This window comes from Acinetobacter variabilis (assembly GCF_000369625.1).
In the GTDB taxonomy this organism is placed as follows: domain Bacteria; phylum Pseudomonadota; class Gammaproteobacteria; order Pseudomonadales; family Moraxellaceae; genus Acinetobacter; species Acinetobacter variabilis.
On sequence record NZ_KB850112.1, the window covers coordinates 566,598 to 587,312 of the forward strand.

At 41.0% G+C, this 20,715-nt stretch carries 13 protein-coding genes and 2 rRNA genes; 7 read left to right on the top strand and 8 right to left on the bottom strand.

The annotated features are described in order from the left end of the window. The first annotated feature begins 21 nt into the window (after nucleotides 1-21). Both F897_RS05320 and rrf read left to right on the top strand, forming a co-directional pair. Nucleotides 22-2,913, top strand: a 23S ribosomal RNA gene (locus F897_RS05320). A 231-nt stretch (nucleotides 2,914-3,144) separates the two neighbouring features. Then, nucleotides 3,145-3,259, top strand: a 5S ribosomal RNA gene (gene rrf, locus F897_RS05325). 224 nt (nucleotides 3,260-3,483) lie between these two features. On the opposite strand, the gene F897_RS05330 is transcribed toward rrf, so the two are convergent. Then, entirely contained in the window at nucleotides 3,484-4,860 is a 1,377-nt protein-coding gene (locus tag F897_RS05330) for a dihydrolipoyl dehydrogenase (RefSeq protein WP_034580686.1), read from the bottom strand. Nucleotides 4,861-5,032: 172 nt separating this feature from the next. On the opposite strand from F897_RS05330, the gene F897_RS05335 reads away from it, so the two are divergent. Continuing rightward, nucleotides 5,033-13,180 (top strand): hypothetical protein, encoded by an 8,148-nt coding sequence (locus F897_RS05335; RefSeq protein WP_005233825.1) that lies wholly within the window; start codon nucleotides 5,033-5,035, stop codon nucleotides 13,178-13,180. Between the two features lie 223 nt (nucleotides 13,181-13,403). On the opposite strand, the gene F897_RS05340 is transcribed toward F897_RS05335, so the two are convergent. Then, a complete protein-coding gene (locus tag F897_RS05340; RefSeq protein WP_005233827.1) occupies nucleotides 13,404-13,739 on the bottom strand; it encodes a protein tyrosine phosphatase family protein in 336 nt (111 codons plus the stop codon). A gap of 125 nt (nucleotides 13,740-13,864) precedes the next feature. Here F897_RS05340 and F897_RS05345 point away from each other — a divergent pair, with 125 nt between their 5' ends. The 3 genes from F897_RS05345 (at nucleotide 13,865) to F897_RS05355 (ending at nucleotide 15,643) form a co-directional block, all read left to right on the top strand. After that, nucleotides 13,865-14,761: an alpha/beta hydrolase gene (locus F897_RS05345; protein ID WP_005233829.1), complete on the top strand. Its 897-nt coding sequence runs from the start codon at nucleotides 13,865-13,867 to the stop codon at nucleotides 14,759-14,761. Next, on the top strand, nucleotides 14,762-15,196 hold the full coding sequence (gene trxC / locus F897_RS05350; protein WP_005233830.1) for a thioredoxin TrxC: 435 nt from the start codon (nucleotides 14,762-14,764) through the stop codon (nucleotides 15,194-15,196). Between the two features lie 75 nt (nucleotides 15,197-15,271). Beyond that, entirely contained in the window at nucleotides 15,272-15,643 is a 372-nt protein-coding gene (locus F897_RS05355) for an acyl-CoA thioesterase (protein ID WP_420864475.1), read from the top strand. Between the two features lie 57 nt (nucleotides 15,644-15,700). Here the strand turns inward: F897_RS05355 and F897_RS05360 are convergent, their stop codons facing one another. Beyond that, nucleotides 15,701-16,204, bottom strand: coding sequence for a DUF4442 domain-containing protein (locus F897_RS05360; RefSeq protein ID WP_005233834.1), 504 nt, complete (start codon nucleotides 16,202-16,204; stop codon nucleotides 15,701-15,703). A gap of 27 nt (nucleotides 16,205-16,231) precedes the next feature. Beyond that, nucleotides 16,232-16,720 carry a YajQ family cyclic di-GMP-binding protein gene (locus F897_RS05365; protein ID WP_004783667.1) on the bottom strand — a complete coding sequence of 163 codons (489 nt, stop codon included), beginning with the start codon at nucleotides 16,718-16,720 and terminating at the stop codon, nucleotides 16,232-16,234. 91 nt (nucleotides 16,721-16,811) lie between these two features. On the opposite strand from F897_RS05365, the gene F897_RS05370 reads away from it, so the two are divergent. Beyond that, on the top strand, nucleotides 16,812-17,126 hold the full coding sequence (locus F897_RS05370; RefSeq protein WP_005233835.1) for a rhodanese-like domain-containing protein: 315 nt from the start codon (nucleotides 16,812-16,814) through the stop codon (nucleotides 17,124-17,126). A gap of 147 nt (nucleotides 17,127-17,273) precedes the next feature. Here the strand turns inward: F897_RS05370 and mnmC are convergent, their stop codons facing one another. From mnmC to F897_RS05390, 4 genes are read right to left on the bottom strand one after another with little or no spacing between them, the layout of a single operon-like run. After that, on the bottom strand, nucleotides 17,274-19,181 hold the full coding sequence (mnmC, locus tag F897_RS05375) for a bifunctional tRNA (5-methylaminomethyl-2-thiouridine)(34)-methyltransferase MnmC2/FAD-dependent 5-carboxymethylaminomethyl-2-thiouridine(34) oxidoreductase MnmC1 (RefSeq protein ID WP_005233836.1): 1,908 nt from the start codon (nucleotides 19,179-19,181) through the stop codon (nucleotides 17,274-17,276). A 39-nt stretch (nucleotides 19,182-19,220) separates the two neighbouring features. After that, entirely contained in the window at nucleotides 19,221-19,739 is a 519-nt protein-coding gene (locus F897_RS05380) for an SH3 domain-containing protein (RefSeq protein WP_005233837.1), read from the bottom strand. Nucleotides 19,740-19,744: 5 nt separating this feature from the next. Then, nucleotides 19,745-20,047: a YciI family protein gene (locus F897_RS05385; RefSeq protein ID WP_005233838.1), complete on the bottom strand. Its 303-nt coding sequence runs from the start codon at nucleotides 20,045-20,047 to the stop codon at nucleotides 19,745-19,747. 28 nt (nucleotides 20,048-20,075) lie between these two features. Continuing rightward, nucleotides 20,076-20,687, bottom strand: a complete 612-nt coding sequence (locus tag F897_RS05390) for a septation protein IspZ (RefSeq protein WP_005233839.1) — start codon at nucleotides 20,685-20,687, stop codon at nucleotides 20,076-20,078. Between the last annotated feature and the right edge of the window lie 28 nt (nucleotides 20,688-20,715).

A 20,715-nucleotide genomic window follows, 5' to 3' on the forward strand; every position in this document is an offset into this window, starting at 1 on the left:
AACGACTGTTTGGGGTTGTATAGTCAAGTAATTAAGTGCATGTGGTGGATGCCTTGGCAGTCAGAGGCGAAGAAAGACGTGATAGCCTGCGAAAAGCTCCGGGGAGGCGGCAAATATCCTGTGATCCGGAGATGTCTGAATGGGGAAACCCACCGGCTATAAGGTCGGTATCATAAACTGAATACATAGGTTTATGAGGCGAACGCGGAGAAGTGAAACATCTCAGTATCCGTAGGAAAAGAAATCAATTGAGATTCCCTCAGTAGCGGCGAGCGAAAGGGGAACAGCCCATTAAGTCATATCAGTTTTAGTGGAATGCTCTGGGAAGTGCAACCATAGTGGGTGATAGTCCTGTACACGAAAGGGCTGATATGATGATGTCGAGTAGGGCGAGGCACGTGAAACCTTGTCTGAATATAGGGGGACCATCCTCTAAGGCTAAATACTCCTGACTGACCGATAGTGAACCAGTACCGTGAGGGAAAGGCGAAAAGAACCCCTGTGAGGGGAGTGAAATAGATCCTGAAACCGCATGCATACAAGCAGTGGGAGCCACTTTGTGTGGTGACTGCGTACCTTTTGTATAATGGGTCAGCGACTTATATTCAGTAGCGAGGTTAACCGCATAGGGGAGCCGTAGAGAAATCGAGTCTTAATAGGGCGTATAGTTGCTGGGTATAGACCCGAAACCGGGTGATCTATCCATGAGCAGGTTGAAGGTTGGGTAACACTAACTGGAGGACCGAACCCACTGTCGTTGAAAAGCCAGGGGATGACTTGTGGATAGGGGTGAAAGGCTAATCAAACTCGGTGATAGCTGGTTCTCCCCGAAAGCTATTTAGGTAGCGCCTCGGACGAATACCATTGGGGGTAGAGCACTGTTTCGGCTAGGGGGTCATCCCGACTTACCAAACCGATGCAAACTCCGAATACCAATGAGTACTATCCGGGAGACAGACTGCGGGTGCTAACGTCCGTAGTCAAGAGGAAAACAATCCAGACCGCCAGCTAAGGTCCCTAAATCATAGTTAAGTGGGAAACGATGTGGGAAGGCATAGACAGCTAGGAGGTTGGCTTAGAAGCAGCCACCCTTTAAAGAAAGCGTAATAGCTCACTAGTCGAGTCGGCCTGCGCGGAAGATGTAACGGGGCTAAAACTATGTACCGAAGCTGCGGATTTGCAATTTATTGCAAGTGGTAGGGGAGCGTTCTGTAAGCCGATGAAGGTGGATTGAGAAGTCTGCTGGAGGTATCAGAAGTGCGAATGCTGACGTGAGTAACGACAAAACGGGTGAAAAACCCGTTCGCTGAAAGACCAAGGGTTCCAGTCCAACGTTAATCGGGGCTGGGTGAGTCGACCCCTAAGGCGAGGCCGAGAGGCGTAGTCGATGGGAAATTGGTTAATATTCCAATACTTCAGTGTAATGCGATGAGAGGACGGAGAAGGTTAAGTCAGCCTGGCGTTGGTTGTCCAGGTGGAAGACAGTAGGCATGCATCTTAGGCAAATCCGGGGTGCTCTATGCTGAGAGTTGATAGCAAGCCAGTTTACTGGTGAAGTGGCTGATACCATACTTCCAGGAAAAGTCTCTAAGCTTCAGTTACACTGGAATCGTACCCGAAACCGACACAGGTGGTCAGGTCGAGTAGACCAAAGCGCTTGAGAGAACTCTGCTGAAGGAACTAGGCAAAATGGTACCGTAACTTCGGGAGAAGGTACGCTGCCGGCGGTGATAGGACTTGCTCCTTGAGCTGTTGGCAGCCTCAGAAACCAGGCCGCTGCAACTGTTTATTAAAAACATAGCACTCTGCAAACACGAAAGTGGACGTATAGGGTGTGATGCCTGCCCGGTGCTGGAAGGTTAATTGATGGGGTTAGCGTAAGCGAAGCTCTTGATCGAAGCCCCAGTAAACGGCGGCCGTAACTATAACGGTCCTAAGGTAGCGAAATTCCTTGTCGGGTAAGTTCCGACCTGCACGAATGGCATAATGATGGCGGCGCTGTCTCCAGCAGAGGCTCAGTGAAATCGAATTCGCCGTGAAGATGCGGTGTACCCGCGGCTAGACGGAAAGACCCCGTGAACCTTTACTGCAGCTTGACATTGAACTTTGATCTTACTTGTGTAGGATAGGTGGGAGGCTTTGAAGTGGTGACGCTAGTTGCCATGGAGCCGTCCTTGAAATACCACCCTGGTAATATTGAGGTTCTAACTCTGCTCCCTGATCGGGAGCGAGGACCATGTCTGGTGGGTAGTTTGACTGGGGCGGTCTCCTCCTAAAGAGTAACGGAGGAGTACGAAGGTGCGCTCAGCGTGGTCGGAAATCACGCGTAGAGTATAAAGGCAAAAGCGCGCTTAACTGCGAGACCCACAAGTCGAGCAGGTACGAAAGTAGGTCTTAGTGATCCGGTGGTTCTGTATGGAAGGGCCATCGCTCAACGGATAAAAGGTACTCTGGGGATAACAGGCTGATACCGCCCAAGAGTTCATATCGACGGCGGTGTTTGGCACCTCGATGTCGGCTCATCTCATCCTGGGGCTGAAGCAGGTCCCAAGGGTATGGCTGTTCGCCATTTAAAGAGGTACGCGAGCTGGGTTTAGAACGTCGTGAGACAGTTCGGTCCCTATCTACCGTGGGCGCTGGAAATTTGAGAGGATCTGCTCCTAGTACGAGAGGACCAGAGTGGACGAACCTCTGGTGTACCGGTTGTGACGCCAGTCGCATCGCCGGGTAGCTATGTTCGGAAGGGATAACCGCTGAAAGCATCTAAGCGGGAAGCCTACCTCAAGATAAGATTTCCCCGTGACTTTATGTCTCCTAAAGAGCCGTTGAAGACTACGACGTTGATAGGTTGGATGTGGAAGCATAGCGATATGTGAAGCTGACCAATACTAATTGCTCGTGAGGCTTGACTATACAACACCCAAGCAGTTGTATATAAAGCATCAATTGATTTCATATTGATCTAACGATCAGACGAAGCCTTGATTTAGTTAAGCTAATCGAACAAATGAGAGTATAATTAAGCACTGCTTAGTTCTACTCGCAAGAACTCAGATATACCTGTTAATAACTCATTTGGAAAAAGCATTGGCATACACTGAAAAGTGAGACATAAGACCAAAGCGAGTATCCATAAACAGTTGTGCTGGCGACCATAGCAAGAGTGAACCACCTGATCCCTTCCCGAACTCAGAAGTGAAACCTCTTAGCGCTGATGGTAGTGTGGGGTCTCCCATGTGAGAGTAAGTCATCGCCAGCTCATTATTCCTAAAAAGCCCTCTGCTCACGCAGGGGGCTTTTTTATGCGTGGGGTTTAAATAGTTACAACTTTTTCTATTGATATTTTCTGATCTAAAAAATGAGTTAAGGAGTAATAAGGAGCAGCCAAAACTTCAGAGCTATTAGCTGCACCATATTGTTTGAAGTAATTAAATTTTATCTATTAATACTTCTTTAATATATTTAAGAATTTTCAATTATTTCCTATTGATCAAGCTGACGACGAGCATGTTTAAATGCTGTTCTTAGTCCTTCTTCTAAAGTCGGATGATAGTAAGGCTTTGCCAGAATCTGATGAATATCTTGCTCTGCATCAATCATCCAGGCTAGCATGTGTGCTAGATGTTCGGCTTGAGGGCAGAATAATTCAGCACCTAATAATTTTCGTGACTTTTTATCTATATATACTTCAGCTCCGCCTTTATTTTCTGCAAGGATTAATGCGCGTCCCTGTCTTTCGTAAGAAACAAAACCTCTAATATATTCCGTATTTTTCTCTTCTAGCTGTTTGAAACTTTGACCAATAATCGCCATTTCTGGTTGGCTAAATACGATTGCCAAAGGAGTTAGGGTAGAAATAGGTTGAACATCTGGAAAATTTAAGCAGTTTTGGACTACTTCTTTACCATTGTGAGCAGCTTCATGTTGAATTGGGGCATCAGGGGCTGCATCTCCAACAATAAAAATAGGGAAATTTGCTAATTGCTTGGTTTTTTTATTAATAGGTAGCTTTTTAACCTCTTGAAATTCAGAATTAATTTTTTCCAAATCTAATCGATCTAAATTAGAACTACGTCCAGTGGCTAAGAGTACATAATCTACTTCAATACTTTGCTTTTGATCATTCTCTATATAGTCAATTTTTACCTGATCATTAAGGAGTTTGACTTGATTTGGTAGGGTTTTAAATTTGATATCTAGCTCGTTATTTAGTTGCTCTCTAACCAAAGCTTGTAGAGTTGGACTGGTGAGTGCACCTATTTTCTGACTACGAGCAAACATAGTAGTACGTACCCCTAAACGTTGCATGGCTTGAACCAATTCAATTGCAATGACGCCACTACCAATCACTGCTAAGGATTTAGGTAAATGTGAAAGCTCAAAGATTTCATCAGAAGTCAGGAGTTTATCGCCTAGTTCATTTTTTAAGGTGCCATCAAAATTTGGTCGAGAGCCTACTGCAATAATAAAACTTTTAGCTTGATAAGATTTTCCCTCTACTTGGACTGTTTGAGCATTAGTAAATTTGGCATGCCCTGATACTTTATGAGTTGAATCCCATTGTTCTACTTCTTTTAAAGTGGCCCGAATATAATGATCACGAAGCTTATGTAAGCGCTCCATAACAACTGAAGTATTTATTACTGCCTCATGTTTTAATCCGAAATTTTCTGCAGTTTTAATCTCATGCATACGATTAGCAGGAGAAATTAGAAGCTTGCTCGGCATACAGCCTACACGAGCACATGTAGTCTCCCATGAACCAGCATTAATAATTAAAATATTTTGGGTATATTTAATAGCTTCTTTATAAGCACTAATTCCTGCTGTGCCTGCACCGATAATAATAATGTCATACATAAATTGCTTACCAATTCTCAGAACATGAATATTTATATGCATGATTTACAATGTTTCTGATGTAAATTATGTAACTAGATTGCTTATTTTTGATATTTTGAGTAAATTTTGTGTAAAAGCCAGAAGATTAACTTTTATGGCAGCTTAACTATTATATGCAGTGGGAAAAAACATGAGTTTGTTTATAAATTTAAAAAAATTAGGGGTTAACACGACTGTTTTAGCAACATCGATTTCTTTAGTTGCATGTGGCGGGGGGGGGAGTGACGGTTACTATAATAATGACAATAATAGTCAACCAAATACAGGAGGAAATAATGGAGGCGGCAATGAATCTACAGATAATACAGCTCAAGTTCCAGAAAGCTTGAATATTAATTTGCAAGATTCGAGTGGCCAAAATATTGTTCAGGTTGTAGATAATTCAACTGTACAAATTGCTGTTCAGGTCTTAAATGCAGATAAAGGTGGAATTTCTAGCAAAAATGTACGATTAGCGATTAATGATTCAGATAAATTAGGTGTAACAAGTAAAAGTTCCTTAGTTGCTACAGCTGAAGATGGTATTGCTATTTTTGAGCTTAAAATTCCTTCAATTAATATTGAATCTGGTAAAGTACAATTAACTGCAACTGTAGATGGCACACAAGTTAAACAGGTATATACCCTTAATATTAAAAAATCTAGTGTAATTGTTAGTGATTATACTCTAGATGTGCCACAAGGCCTTACGATTGATTTACCAAATGGGACAGTTGAATTTTTTGTCCAAGTGACTGATCCAAAAGGTGGTTCTAAGTCAGGACAAACCGTTGAATTGTCTTTACCTGCTGAGTTACAAGGATTGTTTGTAATTAGCAACGGATCATCTGTACAGACAGATAGTGAAGGTAAAGCAAATTTTAAACTTGTAGCAAATAAAAATTTAACTGCGGCACAAATTCAACAGCTTGTAGATACATCTAAAACACTAAACTTTAAACTCATTGATGAGCATCGTGCAGAAAAGCAAGCAACTACGTCTCTAACATTTAAAGATATTGCAACAATTGTCGATAAACTTGAAATTATTAAGCCTGATGCACCGATTGCTGCAAAAAATGGCGAAGCACGTATTCGTGTATATGCCAAAAATTCCAATAAACAAGATTTAGCAGGTAAAAAAGTTCGCCTGGAGACCAATCAATCTGGTCGTGGTGTGACCTTGGATAAAACTGAAGCCATTACAAATGCACAAGGTTATGCGGAATTTATCCTAAAAAGTAATTCTGATACACCACTTGCTTTGAAGGATGAAGGGATTGAACTTAAAGCAACTTTCCTAGAGAACCCTGAGAAATTCGCGACCATTACTGTTGATGTCATTACTGCAGATGATAGTGCAACCGATCAAGAAGCTATTCAACGTCTAGAAATCGCTTCATCTTATAAAATCAATGCAATGTCTGACAGTGTTGAAATTAAGGTCAAAGCGATTGCGAACAATGGACATGCTGCGAAAAAAGGTAAAATCAAACTTACCTTAAATAGCGAAGCTGTAGCAAATGCTGTTAAGTTTGAAGGCAGTAGTGATGGTGTTAACTTTGATTTAAATGAAAGTCAGTCTGTCGGCGCAGAGGGTTATGTCACTTTCAGAATTAAAACACCAGCATCGCAAACAGCAGCAGCTGTAGAAGCATTAAAGGCTTCAGGGATCACAGCGACGTTTACAACAGATAACGGTATTAGCAATAATATTAAAATTGTTGTTGAAGATAAGGCTGTTGCAACTGAAGCAGTTAAGTATCTCTTAATTGACCCAATTAATGAAAACTTTGATCCTACCAAGAACCAAGACATTACGATTAAAGTAAAAGCAATTGGTGAAAAAGGTGGCCCTCTTAAAGATGAAAAAGTATCAATTAAATCTTTACTTTCAGATGATCAGCTGAATAAGTTGAGTTTAAGTTTAAGTACAGCTGCTGAAGTTTTAACAGATGCAAATGGTTATGCAGAGTTTGTTTATAAGTATCAATATAATAAATCTGCAGAACAGCAAGCGTTAGCTAAGCAAGGGATTACTTTTACATCCACGGCATTATCTAATCAAAAGACTCAAACGATTAAAGTTAACTTCAATACAAAGAGTGTCAGTGACAAAGTCAGCCTTGATTACTTTACTTTAGATACTGATGGTTTAGCTCAAATTGCACTTAATCAACAAACTGAAATTGTAGTACGTACGCAAGCCTTTGGTGTTGATGGTGCAGTTCTTGCTAATCAAGAATTAGCTATTGGTATTGATGAAACTGCGATGTCAAATGGTGTTTCATATGCCACGGCAACTAAGCTTGTATCGGATGCACAAGGTAAAGTTGAATTTAAATTAAAAGTTGCAGCACGTAATTTGACTGAATTAAATACCTTGATTGAAAAAGGACTAACTGTTGCAGTAGTGTCTTATCGTAATGATGGTTCTAAGCATTCAGTTACTCGTAAAATTGATTTAGTTTCAAACTCGATTATTGACACTGGAACGAGTCAAGTGGATTACCTCATGGTAGATCCAATCTTAACCCGTTTTGACTATACGCAAAATCAAGAAATTACCGTTCGTGTAAAAGCATTAGATGTCAATGGAAGCCCATTAGCAAAAGAAAAAATTCAGTTAAAATCTGCCCTAACTAATCAGCAGATGCAGCAGTTAGGCTTAAGTTTTACGACCCAAGCAGAACAAATCACTGATGCATTAGGTTATGCAACGTTTAAACTTAGTTACCAGTATAACGAAACGCCTGAACAAGAAGAGCTTGCGAAAAAAGGTCTTACTTTCAATGCTTTGGCAAATGGTAAGGTCAGTAATATTCGCATTAACTTTAAGGCTCCGAGCGATAGTATCGACTTAAGTTTCTTTACTGTCGATACAGATGGACAAGCCTTAATTTCGACAACTACAGATACACCGATCAAGATCCGTGTCAAGGCAATGGGTACAGATGGTAAGGTTTTAGCTAACCAACGTATTAGTATTGGTATTGATAATACTGCAGTTTCAAATGGCGTAACGTATGCGACCTCTAATAACCTAGTTACAGATGCATTAGGTAATGCTGAGTTCGTTTTAAATGCGAAACCAAAGAATAAAGATGAACTGAATGCATTGCTTGCGAGTGGTGTAACAGTCGCTGTTAAAGCAACTGCAAAAGATGGTTCTGAATATACAACGCTAAGAACGATTAAGCTTATTGAGCAAGAGCAAGCATCGCAAGTATCTTCACTACTAATCGATCCGTTACAAGCAGCATATGACTATACAAAAGACCAAACAATTCAAGTACGCGTGAAAGCGATTGGTCAAGCTGGTCAGTCTTTACGTAATGAAAAAGTGAGTTTAACGACAGCCCTTAGTGCACAAGAGTTAGCTGATCTGAATTTAAGTCTTGTTGGCGATGCGACGAAACTGACTGATGATTATGGTTACGTGACATTCACATTTGACTATAAATACAATGCACAGTCTCCTGCACAAAAGAAACTGCTAAATGGTTTTGAAATTAAAGCAACTGCTAATGGAAAGACGAATAATACGATTATTAACTTTAAAGCACCTGCAAATGAACAAGAAATCAATCTTGATTATTTAGTGGTATCTACAGGTGGTCGTGCAGTTATCTCAACCGATAAACCAACAGAAGTGACGATTACAGCAACTGCATTGGCAACAAATGGTCAGGCATTAAAAGACCAGACTGTGAAAATTGAATTGAATGAAACAGAAACCAATAGTGGTATTTCATTTAATTCTGCGACAGAAGTTGTGACCAATGCACAAGGACAAGCCACATTTAAAGTCAACATTGCACCAGAAAATGCATCTGAATTAGAGGCATTGCTTGCATCTGGTTTGAATGTTCGTTTATCTGCACAGCGTGTAGATGGTTCTGCATACAAAGTATCAAGAAAAGTTGAACTTTATAAGTCAGAAGCAGAAGCACCAAGTGAAGTTGATTATCTGATCATTGATCCTATTAGTGTTTATGATTACAGTAAAAATCATACCATTGCGGTACGAGTGAAGGCGATTGGTGAAGATGGTAGCGCATTACGTAATGAAAAAATTACATTGCGTCCTGAAAACATCTCAAGTGCAGAATTAGCGAAACTTAATTTAAGTTTAAATGGTGCTGCTGAGCAATATACCGATGATCAAGGCTATGCTGTCTTCGAATTTAGCTATAACTACGATGCACAATCTACAGAGCAAAAACCTCTTGCATTGAAAGGTGTAGCGTTATTGGCGACTGCAAATGGTAAAGAGCAGCGCACAGTTATTAACTTTGCGGAAACTCAAACTAATACGCTTGATTATCTTGTCATTGATATGATTGGTAAAGCTGTCATTGATACGGATGTAGAAACTAAAGTTGTATTATCAGTGCTTGCAAAAGGTACTGATGGTTCAGTTTTGGCAAATCAAAATGTTAAGATTGAATTGACCAATGAAAATGGTATTAATCTTCTTACAGCTTCATCAGTAGCAACTGATGCAGAAGGTTATGCAAAATTTGAATTCAGTGTGCATCCAAAGAACCAACAGGAATTAGAAGCATTATTGACAAATGGTGTAACAGTAAAAGTCTTATCTGAAGTTGCTGATGGATCTGTTCGTCAAGCTCAACGTAAAGTTGAATTAGTACAAGCCGAAGAGCAAGTTGAATCTAAAGTTGAGACTTTAGTTATTGATCCAATCTTAAATTCATTTGACTATACTCAAGATCATACGATTCAAGTACGCGTTAAAGCATTAGATTCTGCTGGCAGTACGCTGAAAAATGAAAAAGTTGCAATCACAACTGATATTCAAGCGAAATTAGCACAACTCAACTTTAGTTTAAATGGAGCAGCTGAACAGTTTACTGGTGATGACGGCTATGCGACATTTGTATTTGAATATAAATATGCAGAATCTACAGTACAGCGTGAGATCTTAAATGGTGTAACTGTTACTGCAACTGCAAATGGAAAAACACAGACGACAAAATTGAACTTTAGAGAGTCTTTAACTTCAGAAGCATTAGATTATATTTCTATTGATACAAATGGTTATGCTGCGATTGAAGAAAACGTACAAACTGATATTACTGTTAAGGTACGTGCAATCAATGTGGGTGGTAAAGCACTTGCTAATCAAGATGTAACGATCAGCTATAATGAACAAGCACATAATAATGGTGTTTATTTACTTGATCCAACAGGTGCGAATGTTGGTGCACAAACCTTTACGCAAAAAACGGATGCTGATGGATATGTAACCTTTACCTTTAAGGCATTGCCACGTAATAAAGCGGAAGTGCAAAAGCTGATTGATGATGTGACTGGTGATTTACAGGTTACATTAACAGCTAAACGTGCTGATGGTTCGAATTATGAAGCTTCTCGCCGTATTGACTTAAGAGCTCCTGATGTTGAGTCTACACCTGCAGAAGTTTTAATTGATCCAATTCTGCAAGCATTTGATTATTCAAAAGATCAAAAAATCATTATTCCAGTAAAAGCGTTATCTGCTGATAAGGGTGCTTTACAGGGTGCAAAAGTTACGATTGATACACCGGATTTAACCCTAGCGCAGTTAAAAACAGCACAATTCACTTTAACAGGTGAAGCAACTAAGCTTACTGATGCCAATGGTTACGCTTATTTTGAGTTTGAATATAAAGCAGCAAGTACTCAAGAGCAGATTAAGTTGGTGAGTCCAGGTGTTCGTATCACGGCGACCACCAGCAATGGTAAAGCTGCTGTTCAAACCTTGAACTTTAAATCGCCAAATGCCGGGCAGATTCTAGATTACTTTACCTTAGATGCATCTGATTATGTTGTTACATTGGGTGTGAATACACCTAAGACAATCCAAGTGACGATTAATGCAAAAGATACTGAAGGTAAGGCATTTGCAAACCAAGTCGTGTCACTAGGTTTAAACGAAGCTGCTTTAAGTAATGGTGTAAGTTTCAACACGCCATCTCAAGTCATGACAGATGACAAAGGTCTTGCAACATTTAGAGTGACACTCAATCCTCAAAGTGATACAGAAATTGAAAACTTAGCTGCAAATGATCTTGAATTTACAGCAACTGCACGACGTGCGGATGGTTCTGAATATACGCTGGTTCGTAAAATTGAGTTAGATAAAGCTAAGGTTATTTTACCTGAATTAGCGAATCTTATTTTTACGACAGTAGATGATAAGCCATTAGATACAATTTCTGTTCTTGGTGGTGAAACACGCGTCAAAATTAAAGCAGTTGATAAAGCTGGTAATACAATTCCAAACACGCCTATCGCAGTTGCACTATCTAGTTTAACTTCTAGTCGTGTGACATTAAGCAATGTACCAACTCAAACTAACAGTAAGGGTGAAGCTGAATTTACGGTTACCGTTTCTGAGGGCGCATATGATGCTAGTTTGATCAAAAATGGTATTGTCTTTGCAGTAGTTGGTACGAACTTAAATAATGGCGATCGTTTACAGCAAACAAGTGTAATTGGTATCACCGCTCCAGCAAATGCTTTAAATCCGCGTTTAACATCAGATGTAAAAACAGTGACAGCTGGGCAAACAGTTAAAGTGTATGCAGCTGTTAAAGATGAAATGGGGATTAATACTGCTAATGGTACACCAATGCAATTAACTCTGAATCCAGAAGCGATAGCTGCAGGTATTAAGCTGAGTGCTGAAGGAGTGGTGATACAAGGAAACGGTTCAGTTCCTATTGACTTGATTGTGCCAAAAGGTATTACAAAAACAGAATTAAGCTCTATTATGGTTACGGGTACTATTCGTGATCCACGTGGTAATAAACTTCAGACGGATCTAACTTTTACTGTTCAAGATATTAGTAATCCTTATCACTTGACGATAGATAGCAGTCGAGTATCTTTGTCATCATCTGGTGATAGTGCATTTGTAACAGTTAAACTTCTTGATACGAATCAAGGTGGGGTTGCCAATGAAACTGTAACTTTAGCGATTAATGACCCACGTAATGCTACGAGTATTAATGGTTCTTCACAAATTACAACAAATGAGTTTGGTGAAGCTGTATTTGAAGTATCAATGAAATCATTACAGGGAATATTATCAACTCCTGTTCTACCAATTGAATTAACAGCAACACACACCACTGTAACAGGTGCTATAGTAACTCAACCTGGTAGTATTCAAGTCCATTCACCAACAGTTCTAGCACCAACATTAGATTTAAAAATCAAGTCATCTAAAGATAAATTGAATCTAAGAGGCGATAGTGTTGAAGTGTCTGTATTAGTAGTAGACTTAGAAGGATCAAGTCAAACTGGAAAAGCAGTAACTTTAACAATCCCAGCATACAGTCAAAATGGTGCTTATATTCGTGGTGCATCAACTGTAGAAAGTGATGAGAATGGTTGGGCAAAATTTACAATTGTTATTGATGAAAGCTTGCGTGATCGAAACTATGACTTTGCTACTGCTGACCTACGTGTAGAGGCTATTGTTAAGGATGAACAAAATACAGAACGACGTGTACCTCATCGTATTGATGTTGTAAATTCAGAAGTGCCAGTAACTGTTGGTTCTATTGCTGTTAACTTTAACCCAACAGAGATTACATCAACAGCTAATGGGGTTTATTATCAAAAAGAAGGTTCTGTTCAATTAGTTGATGTTGATGGTAAACCTGTTGCAAATCAGGATGTTGTTCTGGATGTTCGTCCAACTTCTTATGTCATCGGTGAATGGATGTTTGGTATTCAAAAAAATCCATGGAAAGTCGTGACTAAACCTGTTTTAGATGCAAGTGGTAATCCTCTAACTAATCCTGATGGGACACCTAAGACAGAAGATGTAAAAGAATTGGATGCAGTTTATCCATTCACAAACTTGAAAGGTTGGATTAAACCAAATGACTATTACTATCCACTGTTGAATTTTACACCGTCACAGACATTAATGCAGAATTTGACAACTACATGTCCAATTAATGCAAATACTTCAACTTGGGCAGCTAATGGTCAGGCATTACGTGTGGTTCGCTTCCTAGGTGGGACAGCAAATAATAGTACAACTCATCCATATACTGCGACCTATCGTACAGATAGCACGGGTAGATTTGATTTCATTATTGAATATCCGAAAGCTAATGCACAATGGGTATCTGTAGAGGTTGGTGCGAAAACAACACTTGCACAGACACCAACGAGAGGCTATACAACATTAACATTACCAAGTTTAGCTAGTGATTATGCGACTGATGGAAGTTATGCTCCGAACCGTGTAAGTCCATATACGACTTGTATTAATTGATCTAACTAAAAAAACAGCGCTTCGGCGCTGTTTTTTTTATAGGAGCTAAAATTCAAAAAATTAAATAGAAGTTCCCACACTGACACCCACAGTAGGCTTAAAATTAATTGAACTACAACCCATCAATGCAAGACTGCAACATATAACCAGTAAGAATTTATACATAGGCCGATCTCTGAAACTAAAAGGAGATGTTGACTAAAAGTACATTTCCCCAAATACCTTAGTGATCCAGCAGGTCCATCTGTTTCGCTAACTGATATAAATTATTGGAGCGATTTCCTGTACGGCAGAACATCAAGATCGGTTTTGGTAATTCGTTATAATGGTTAGCAAAGGTGCGCACATCAAGCTCGGTAATCTGGCCAGCAACTACTGGCTGGAAAACATAATCCAGACCTGCTCTACGAGCAGCTTCCTCAATTTGTACGCTGGTTGGCTGTTCAGGGCCACCTTCCATATCTGGACGGTTATTGATAATTGATTTAAAACCTTTTTCAACTACTTGAGAAATATGTTCAGGACCAATTTGGCCAGCAAAGTCTACATTTTCGCTCATGATGTCACTCCATTATGTCATTTATCTTGATATGCTTTATGATAGCATTAAGCTGAAAACATGATGGCCTAGTTCTGAAAAATTTATAAACGATTACAACTATAAAATAACGCAATGGAGCGCGTATGTACGCCTATACAGTCGAACCACTGTATGTCAAAAGCGGTCAGGAAGTGATTGCTGCGGATTTCTATCGTCCTCAACAGATTGACAAACCAGCTGTGATCCTGATGGCTCATGGCCTAGCGGCTTTACGTCATTTTAAACTGGTGCAATATGCCCAACGTTTTGCCAGTGCAGGTTATGCGGTGGTTCTGTTTGATTATCGCTATTGGGGAGGCAGTACCGGGCGTCCGCGTGAATTGGTGTCGATCGGTGCTCAGCTTGAAGACTGGCGTACCATGATCCAGCATTTGCAGGCACGTAAATCCATTGATGCTAAACGGATTGTGTTATGGGGAACAGCATTGGGTGGCGGGCATGTACTGACATTGGCCGCAGAGTTAAAAAATATTCAGGCGGTAATGGTACAGGTACCCTTTGTTGATGGTGCAGAAAGTGCCAAACTTTATCCTTTGCAGCAATTGCCTAAAGCCCTGAAGATTTCCAGTCAGGATTATATGGGGGCAAAGGTAGGAATGGCTCCCAAGACCTTGCCGGTGGTTGATCGTCATGAACTCTGTTTTATGCCGACACAAGACAGTTATGAAGGGTATCTATCCATTGTGAATCCAGATTATTACTGGAGTGGTCATATTCCTGCCCGGGTATTCTTTAAATTGATGCGTTATCGTCCTATTCAGCAAGTCCGCAAAATCACTATTCCTGTCCTGTTTATCGCAGCACAACAAGACAGCCTGATTCCCATTGAAGCTAGCCGGGAAACCGCAACCAATATTGCACCATTTGTACAATATCATGAGTGGAATATGCGGCATTTTGATATTTATCATGGTGAATGGTTTGAAAAAGCAGTCTCGACCCAATTAGAATTCTTACATCAACATATTGGAGTGCGCTAGATGATCATTGTATGCCCGAATTGCCAGGCTAAAAATCGTGTGCCTGAAGAAAAATTAACGGCCGATCCAGCATGTGGTCAGTGTCATCAAGCTTTGGTTCCACTGACGCCGATTGAGCTAAATGAACAGAACTTTAGTCAGTTTGTCACCCATAGTGATCTTCCCATTCTGATTGATCTATGGGCAGATTGGTGTGGTCCATGTAAAATGATGGCACCGCATTTTGCTGCTGTAGCAAAAGAAAATCCACGGGTGGTATTTGCTAAAATTGATACCGAAGCCAATCCGCGATTAAGTTCAGCATTTAATGTGCGTAGTATTCCGACGCTGGTTTTGATGAATAAAACCAATGAAATTGCTAGAATAAGCGGTGCATTACGTTCAAGCGAACTACAAAAGTGGCTTGATCAGCAGTTAAATAATGCTCAATCCTAATTTAAAAAGCCTGGAGTTCAAGTGACAGATTCTCATATTAAACCAGAGGGAGTACTTTCCCTGCAGACGATTGCAATGCCTGCGGATACCAACTGGAGTGGAGATGTATTTGGTGGCTGGATTGTTTCACAAATGGACTTGGCGGGAGCAATTCATGCAGAGCGCTTTAGTAAAGGACGCTGTGCAACGATTTCGATTAACCAGATGACCTTCCTGGTTCCTGTGAAAGTCGGCGATGTCATTAGCTGCTATACCAAAATTCTTAAAGTCGGTAATACCTCGATCCAGATGCAAATCGAAGTATGGGACAGTCATGATAACTCACGTGCACCTGTACGCGTGACTGAAGGGGTATTTACCTTTGTCGCAGTGGATGTCAAAGGCAATAAACGTCCAATTCCGGATGAAGCAAAACAGAAATTTGTAGAATCTCAGCAGAACTCATAATTCTTTAAATAAGAAATCCCAGATCATTGATCTGGGATTTTTTTGTCTGTATTGAAATTAGGCTGGCTTCAATTGATTCTTGGCAATCCAGGCCCAGAGCATCTCGCATTGAATCGGTGCTTCACCAGATTCATCAGTTACGATTACTTGTACTAGCGTTTCACCTTTTTCTGAACTCTGCATGAGTTCTTGTTGTTCAGGAGTTAAAGTAGCTACTGCAGTCATGGCGCCTTTAGTTGGACGCTTAAAGTCTACTTTTAGGCTTTTAATCAAAACCACTGCGCTGTCAGGTACATTCATTGCAGTCACAAAGCCGGTTGCTGTTTCTGCCAACAGTGCCATGGCACAGGCATGAATCTGACCGATATGGTTCTGCATGGCCTTATGATTGGCCATACTCACCACAACTTTGGATGCACTGACTTCCTGATAGCGAATCTTGGCAGAGCCAACCATTGGAACCACTCGGCCAAAGGTCTTACTCAATAAAGCAGTACGCATACCTTGCGGTAATCTTGATGTCGCTTTGACCAGTTTGGTCAGTCGGTTGCTCTTTGTCATAATTCTATCTACAGACGTTGAGATATCTTAGTCTTTAAAGTTGTTGAACTGTAAAGGCAGACCGAATTGTTGTTCTTTCAGGAATGCCATCACTTGTTGCAAGGTATCGCGTTTTTTATCAGTCACACGAATCTTGTCGCCCTGAATAGAAGATTGCACTTTAATGCCGCTTTCTTTAATGGCCTTATTAATTTTTTTTGCTGTATCTGAGTCAAGGCCGTCTTTAAGCTTGATCACCTGAACTACATTTTTGCCTGAAGCGGTCATTTTTTGTGGATCTAGTGCCTGAATATCTACTTTACGCTTGAAGAAATGGTTTTCCAGCATGGTATACACTTGCTCACATTGGAAATCACTTTCTGTGCTAATTTTGATTTCCTTGTTTTTTTCATTCAGTTCAATAGAAACATCCTGTCCACGGAAATCGAAGCGGGTTGCAATCTCTTTTTGGGTATTTTGAACTGCATGATTTACTTCAAAAATTTCTAATTCAGAAACAATATCGAAAGAAGGCATAGTTTAGACCTTTACAAAGGGAAAGAATATCTGAGATGCTAGGGATGTTTTCTTCATTTGCCAAGTGTTGTTTACATCAAAGGAGTGCGCAATGATCCGTAAACAAGAAATTACAACATTTGAGTTCCCAGAAAATGCCGTAATCTGGGATGTACGAGATGCAAGTGCTTATGCTGAAGCACACGTGAAAGGGGCGGTCAATCAGCCCATTAACGATCTTTCAGCAGATAGCCTGACTCAGGTGTCAGCGGATCAACCGATTTACATTTTATGTGGTGGTGGGAGTAAAGCTCCACGTGCAGCTGAAAAATTAGAAGGTTTTGACAGCTCACGTGAATATGTCATCCTGATGGGTGGTACTCGTGCTGCTCGTGATGCAGGTATGCCACTGGAACAAGGCGCATAATTGACCTTGTGAAAAAAAGCGCCGTCAGGCGCTTTTTTGTTGTCTAGATTTCTTCAAAGCCCCTTTTTTAAAGAGGGAGTTAAACTCTTTCTAAAATCTCTCCCTTGCGGAACAGTGTTCCTCCCCCTTTATTAAAGGGAAGGCTCTTTAATCTTGAGGCTTAAAATAAGGCTTCTTGGCTTTTACCTTCTTTTGAAAGCGTGTCACGTCGAGTTTCTTTACCAAGTTCGAAGGTGCGGGGCAGGCTTCCCCTAAAATTTGGGCTGCCAGAATTTCACTACACAGTGGTGCAAATAGAAAACCTTTGGAGCCGAGACCTGCAAAACTGTAAATATCTTCATCTGCTTTCATTTTTCCGAGTAAAGGAAAATAATCCTGACTCTGTGCGCGTACCGCTGCTCGACCTTGCCAGGTTTCGGTAGAGGGTAATAACTGTGCATATTCAGGAAAGACACTGTGGATAAGTTCATAATTATGCACATGATCTTCTATTAAGACTTCTGCATCATCCCGGCCTGGATAGAATGAAGCACCCAAAATCAGTTGTTCGGGATTGAGCTGCATACAGTAACCGCCATAACTATAAGCTGTATCCTGATTTAAGGGCTGATCGTGATTATTGACCCAGCTAACCTGTCCACGAATCGGTTTCAGGACTGGGTAATGTTCAAAGAATTGCTGGGTATCACGTGCGGTACATACAATGATGTGATCAAACTTGCCTAAGGATTGCTGATCTGCAAATAACTCAGGTTGTTCAGCAGCCTCAATATGACTAATTTGGGCTTGTTTATACTGAATAAGAGGATGCTGCAAAATTTCATCACGCAGTTGATGGGGTGAAACTGCGCCCGCTGCTAATAGTTTTAAAGCTGGAAATTCAGTTTGAATCTCTTGGTCTGCTGCACTTTGAGCAGCAAGAATGTCTGCGGGATATTCATCTGCCAATCCTAAAAGCTGTTCAGGATTTTTTAAGGCAAGCTGATTGACCTGAATTGAGCGAAAAGCTTTAAATTTCTGATAATGATTTAAGGCATGCTGCCAGGCCACCGTCATCAGATGTTCAGCACTTTGCTCAACTGGACACAGTTTAGGATTAAGCAGGGCAAGGGGATTGCCGGAACCGCCTGAAAGAGGCGCTGACTGGTCATAAATCGTGATTTGATGACCACGCTGAGCGAATGCCCATGCTACGCTTAAACCTGCGATTCCAGCGCCAATCACAGCGATTTGACGAGGTCTGGTAGGACTCTCTAAATCTGGTTCAGTTTTTTTTTGAGCAATTTCCAGCTCTAAAACCGTTTCATTGCCTTTATTTTCTTCAACAGGATTCCAGATCGCTTTCAGCATTTCACGTTTATGGCCAAATCCACGTGGACGGGAAATGGAGATTCCATGTCGTTTTAAACCACGCTTTAAGACACCCGCAACACTGAAAGAAGCAAAAGTTGTTCCGATCTCGGATAAACGCACAATGTTATTTAAAACATTTTCTTCCCACATGTCCGGATTACACGAAGGTGCGAAGCCATCCAGAAACCAGGCGTTAACAGGTGCAGTTTTTTCAATAACAGGAAAGACATCATGTGCATCTCCCAGCCACAGATCCAGACTGAAACGCTCTTCAGGAAAGCTGAGACGATGACAACCGGCAATCGGCATTGGATATTGGGAAATGAGTTGATCTGCTAGTGGTTTCAATTCTGGCCAAGCATTTAAGGCGCGAATTAAATCTGCTTTAGAAAGCGGAAATTTTTCTACTGAAATCGCATGCAGATGACTTTGATTATTCGGACGAACCTGTTGCCACAGCTGCCATAACGCCAGAATATTTAAACCCGTACCAAAACCCGTTTCACCAACACAGAAATATGCAAAAGATTTTAAATCGGCTAGGCGGGTACTAAGGTCATTACCATTTAAAAAGACATGCCGGGTTTCCAGCAATCCATTGTCTTTGGAAAAATACACATCACCAAATTGCTTGGACACAGGCACATCAATGCCATCCACTAATTGCCAATTCAGATCGGCAGTTTGAATTGCATACGACAAAACGGGTACAACCTTAAAGATATTTGGAAGGCTTATAGATTACCACTGACGGCGACGTTTGGTATAAACATAGCTCGCAATCAAAAAGCCAAGTAATACACCGACTGCCAAAGTTGCGGCACCGTAGAGAAACATCTGGGCACTACGTTCACTTTGCAGGACCTGTACCTGAACCCCGAGATTGTCGTTCTTGAGCTGCAATTCCTGATTTTGTGACAGGGCTTCCAGATTGGCTTTTTCCAGTTGCTGTAGACGCGTTGCCTGATCTTTGACTAAAGCTTTGACTTTGGCATCTTGCTGGGCTTTCTGCTTGGCAATTTCTTCTGCAGTGAGCGGCTTTTTCTCAGTCGGCTGAACAGTCTGAGCAGTTGTCGCAACTGCTGGAATAATTCCAGCCTGCTGTGCAGAAGTGCCCTGAGCAGGTGCTTGCGTGGTAACAGCTTGAACAAGAGTAGCTGCTGGCTGTGTAGCCGGGGCAGCTGGAGCAGAAACTTCAACAGCCCAGGCAGAAGGAATCATGAAACAAAAGCCAATGAAACTGGCGGTAACAGCGCGCATGAACCTTATCCTTTAGGAAATGCTTTGTTAAATGGTTTCACATCAATATGCGCGTATACACCTTCTTTCAGGAATGGCTCATCCTGTAACCATGCATCCAGTGCTTCACGACTGTCAAAATCAACGATAATGGTACTGCCATAGAAACCGGCTTGAGGATTAGCTGGATCTTTAGGCATGGCACCTGCAACAATCAGACGACCTTCAGCATCTAACTGTTCCAGACGTGCAAGATGTTGTGGACGAATCGCAAGGCGTTTTTCAACTGTACCTTCCTGGTCGGTACAGCTAACGACGAATAATGGCATGATGACTCTCTATCGTTTGTAGTTGGACTTATTCAGCTGTTCTAAAGTATTTGCGCAATACAATAAACTGAATAATGATAAAGGAAAACATCACAATCATGTCACCGAATGCAGTAAATTCGCCCCAATATTTTCCATCCATCCATAAATAAGCAAAGAATGTATGCAGAAATGACATAAGGGTAAACATACCGACCCAGGCATAGTTCAATTTAAGCCAGCCTTTGGCGCTCAAATTAAATACCGGGCCAAACAGGCGCTGGATGAGAGGCTTCTTATCTTTGCTAAACCATGGCGATAACAGGAAGACACCAGCAAAAACCAGATTCAGTAATACAGCTTTAAGACGGATATAGAAATCGTCGCTGAGCATCAGGGTAATACCACCGAAGATCACCGTCATAAACAGAACGATCCATTGCTGTTTGTCCAGGCGGAATTTTTGCATGACAAATAACGCACCATAAACCACCAGCATGGAAATGATCAGACCCGTAGTTGCAACGAGAATATTGTTATTGTCGACACCCCCCGCAGAACCGATCAATTGTAAAAGTTGATGGTCAGTGTCTTTTGGATCTACAGTTTTATATAAATAAAAGAAAATAATGAGTGGCACAAAGTCTAAAAGTGCTTTCATGTTAGAGTATCTAAATCTGATCAAATAA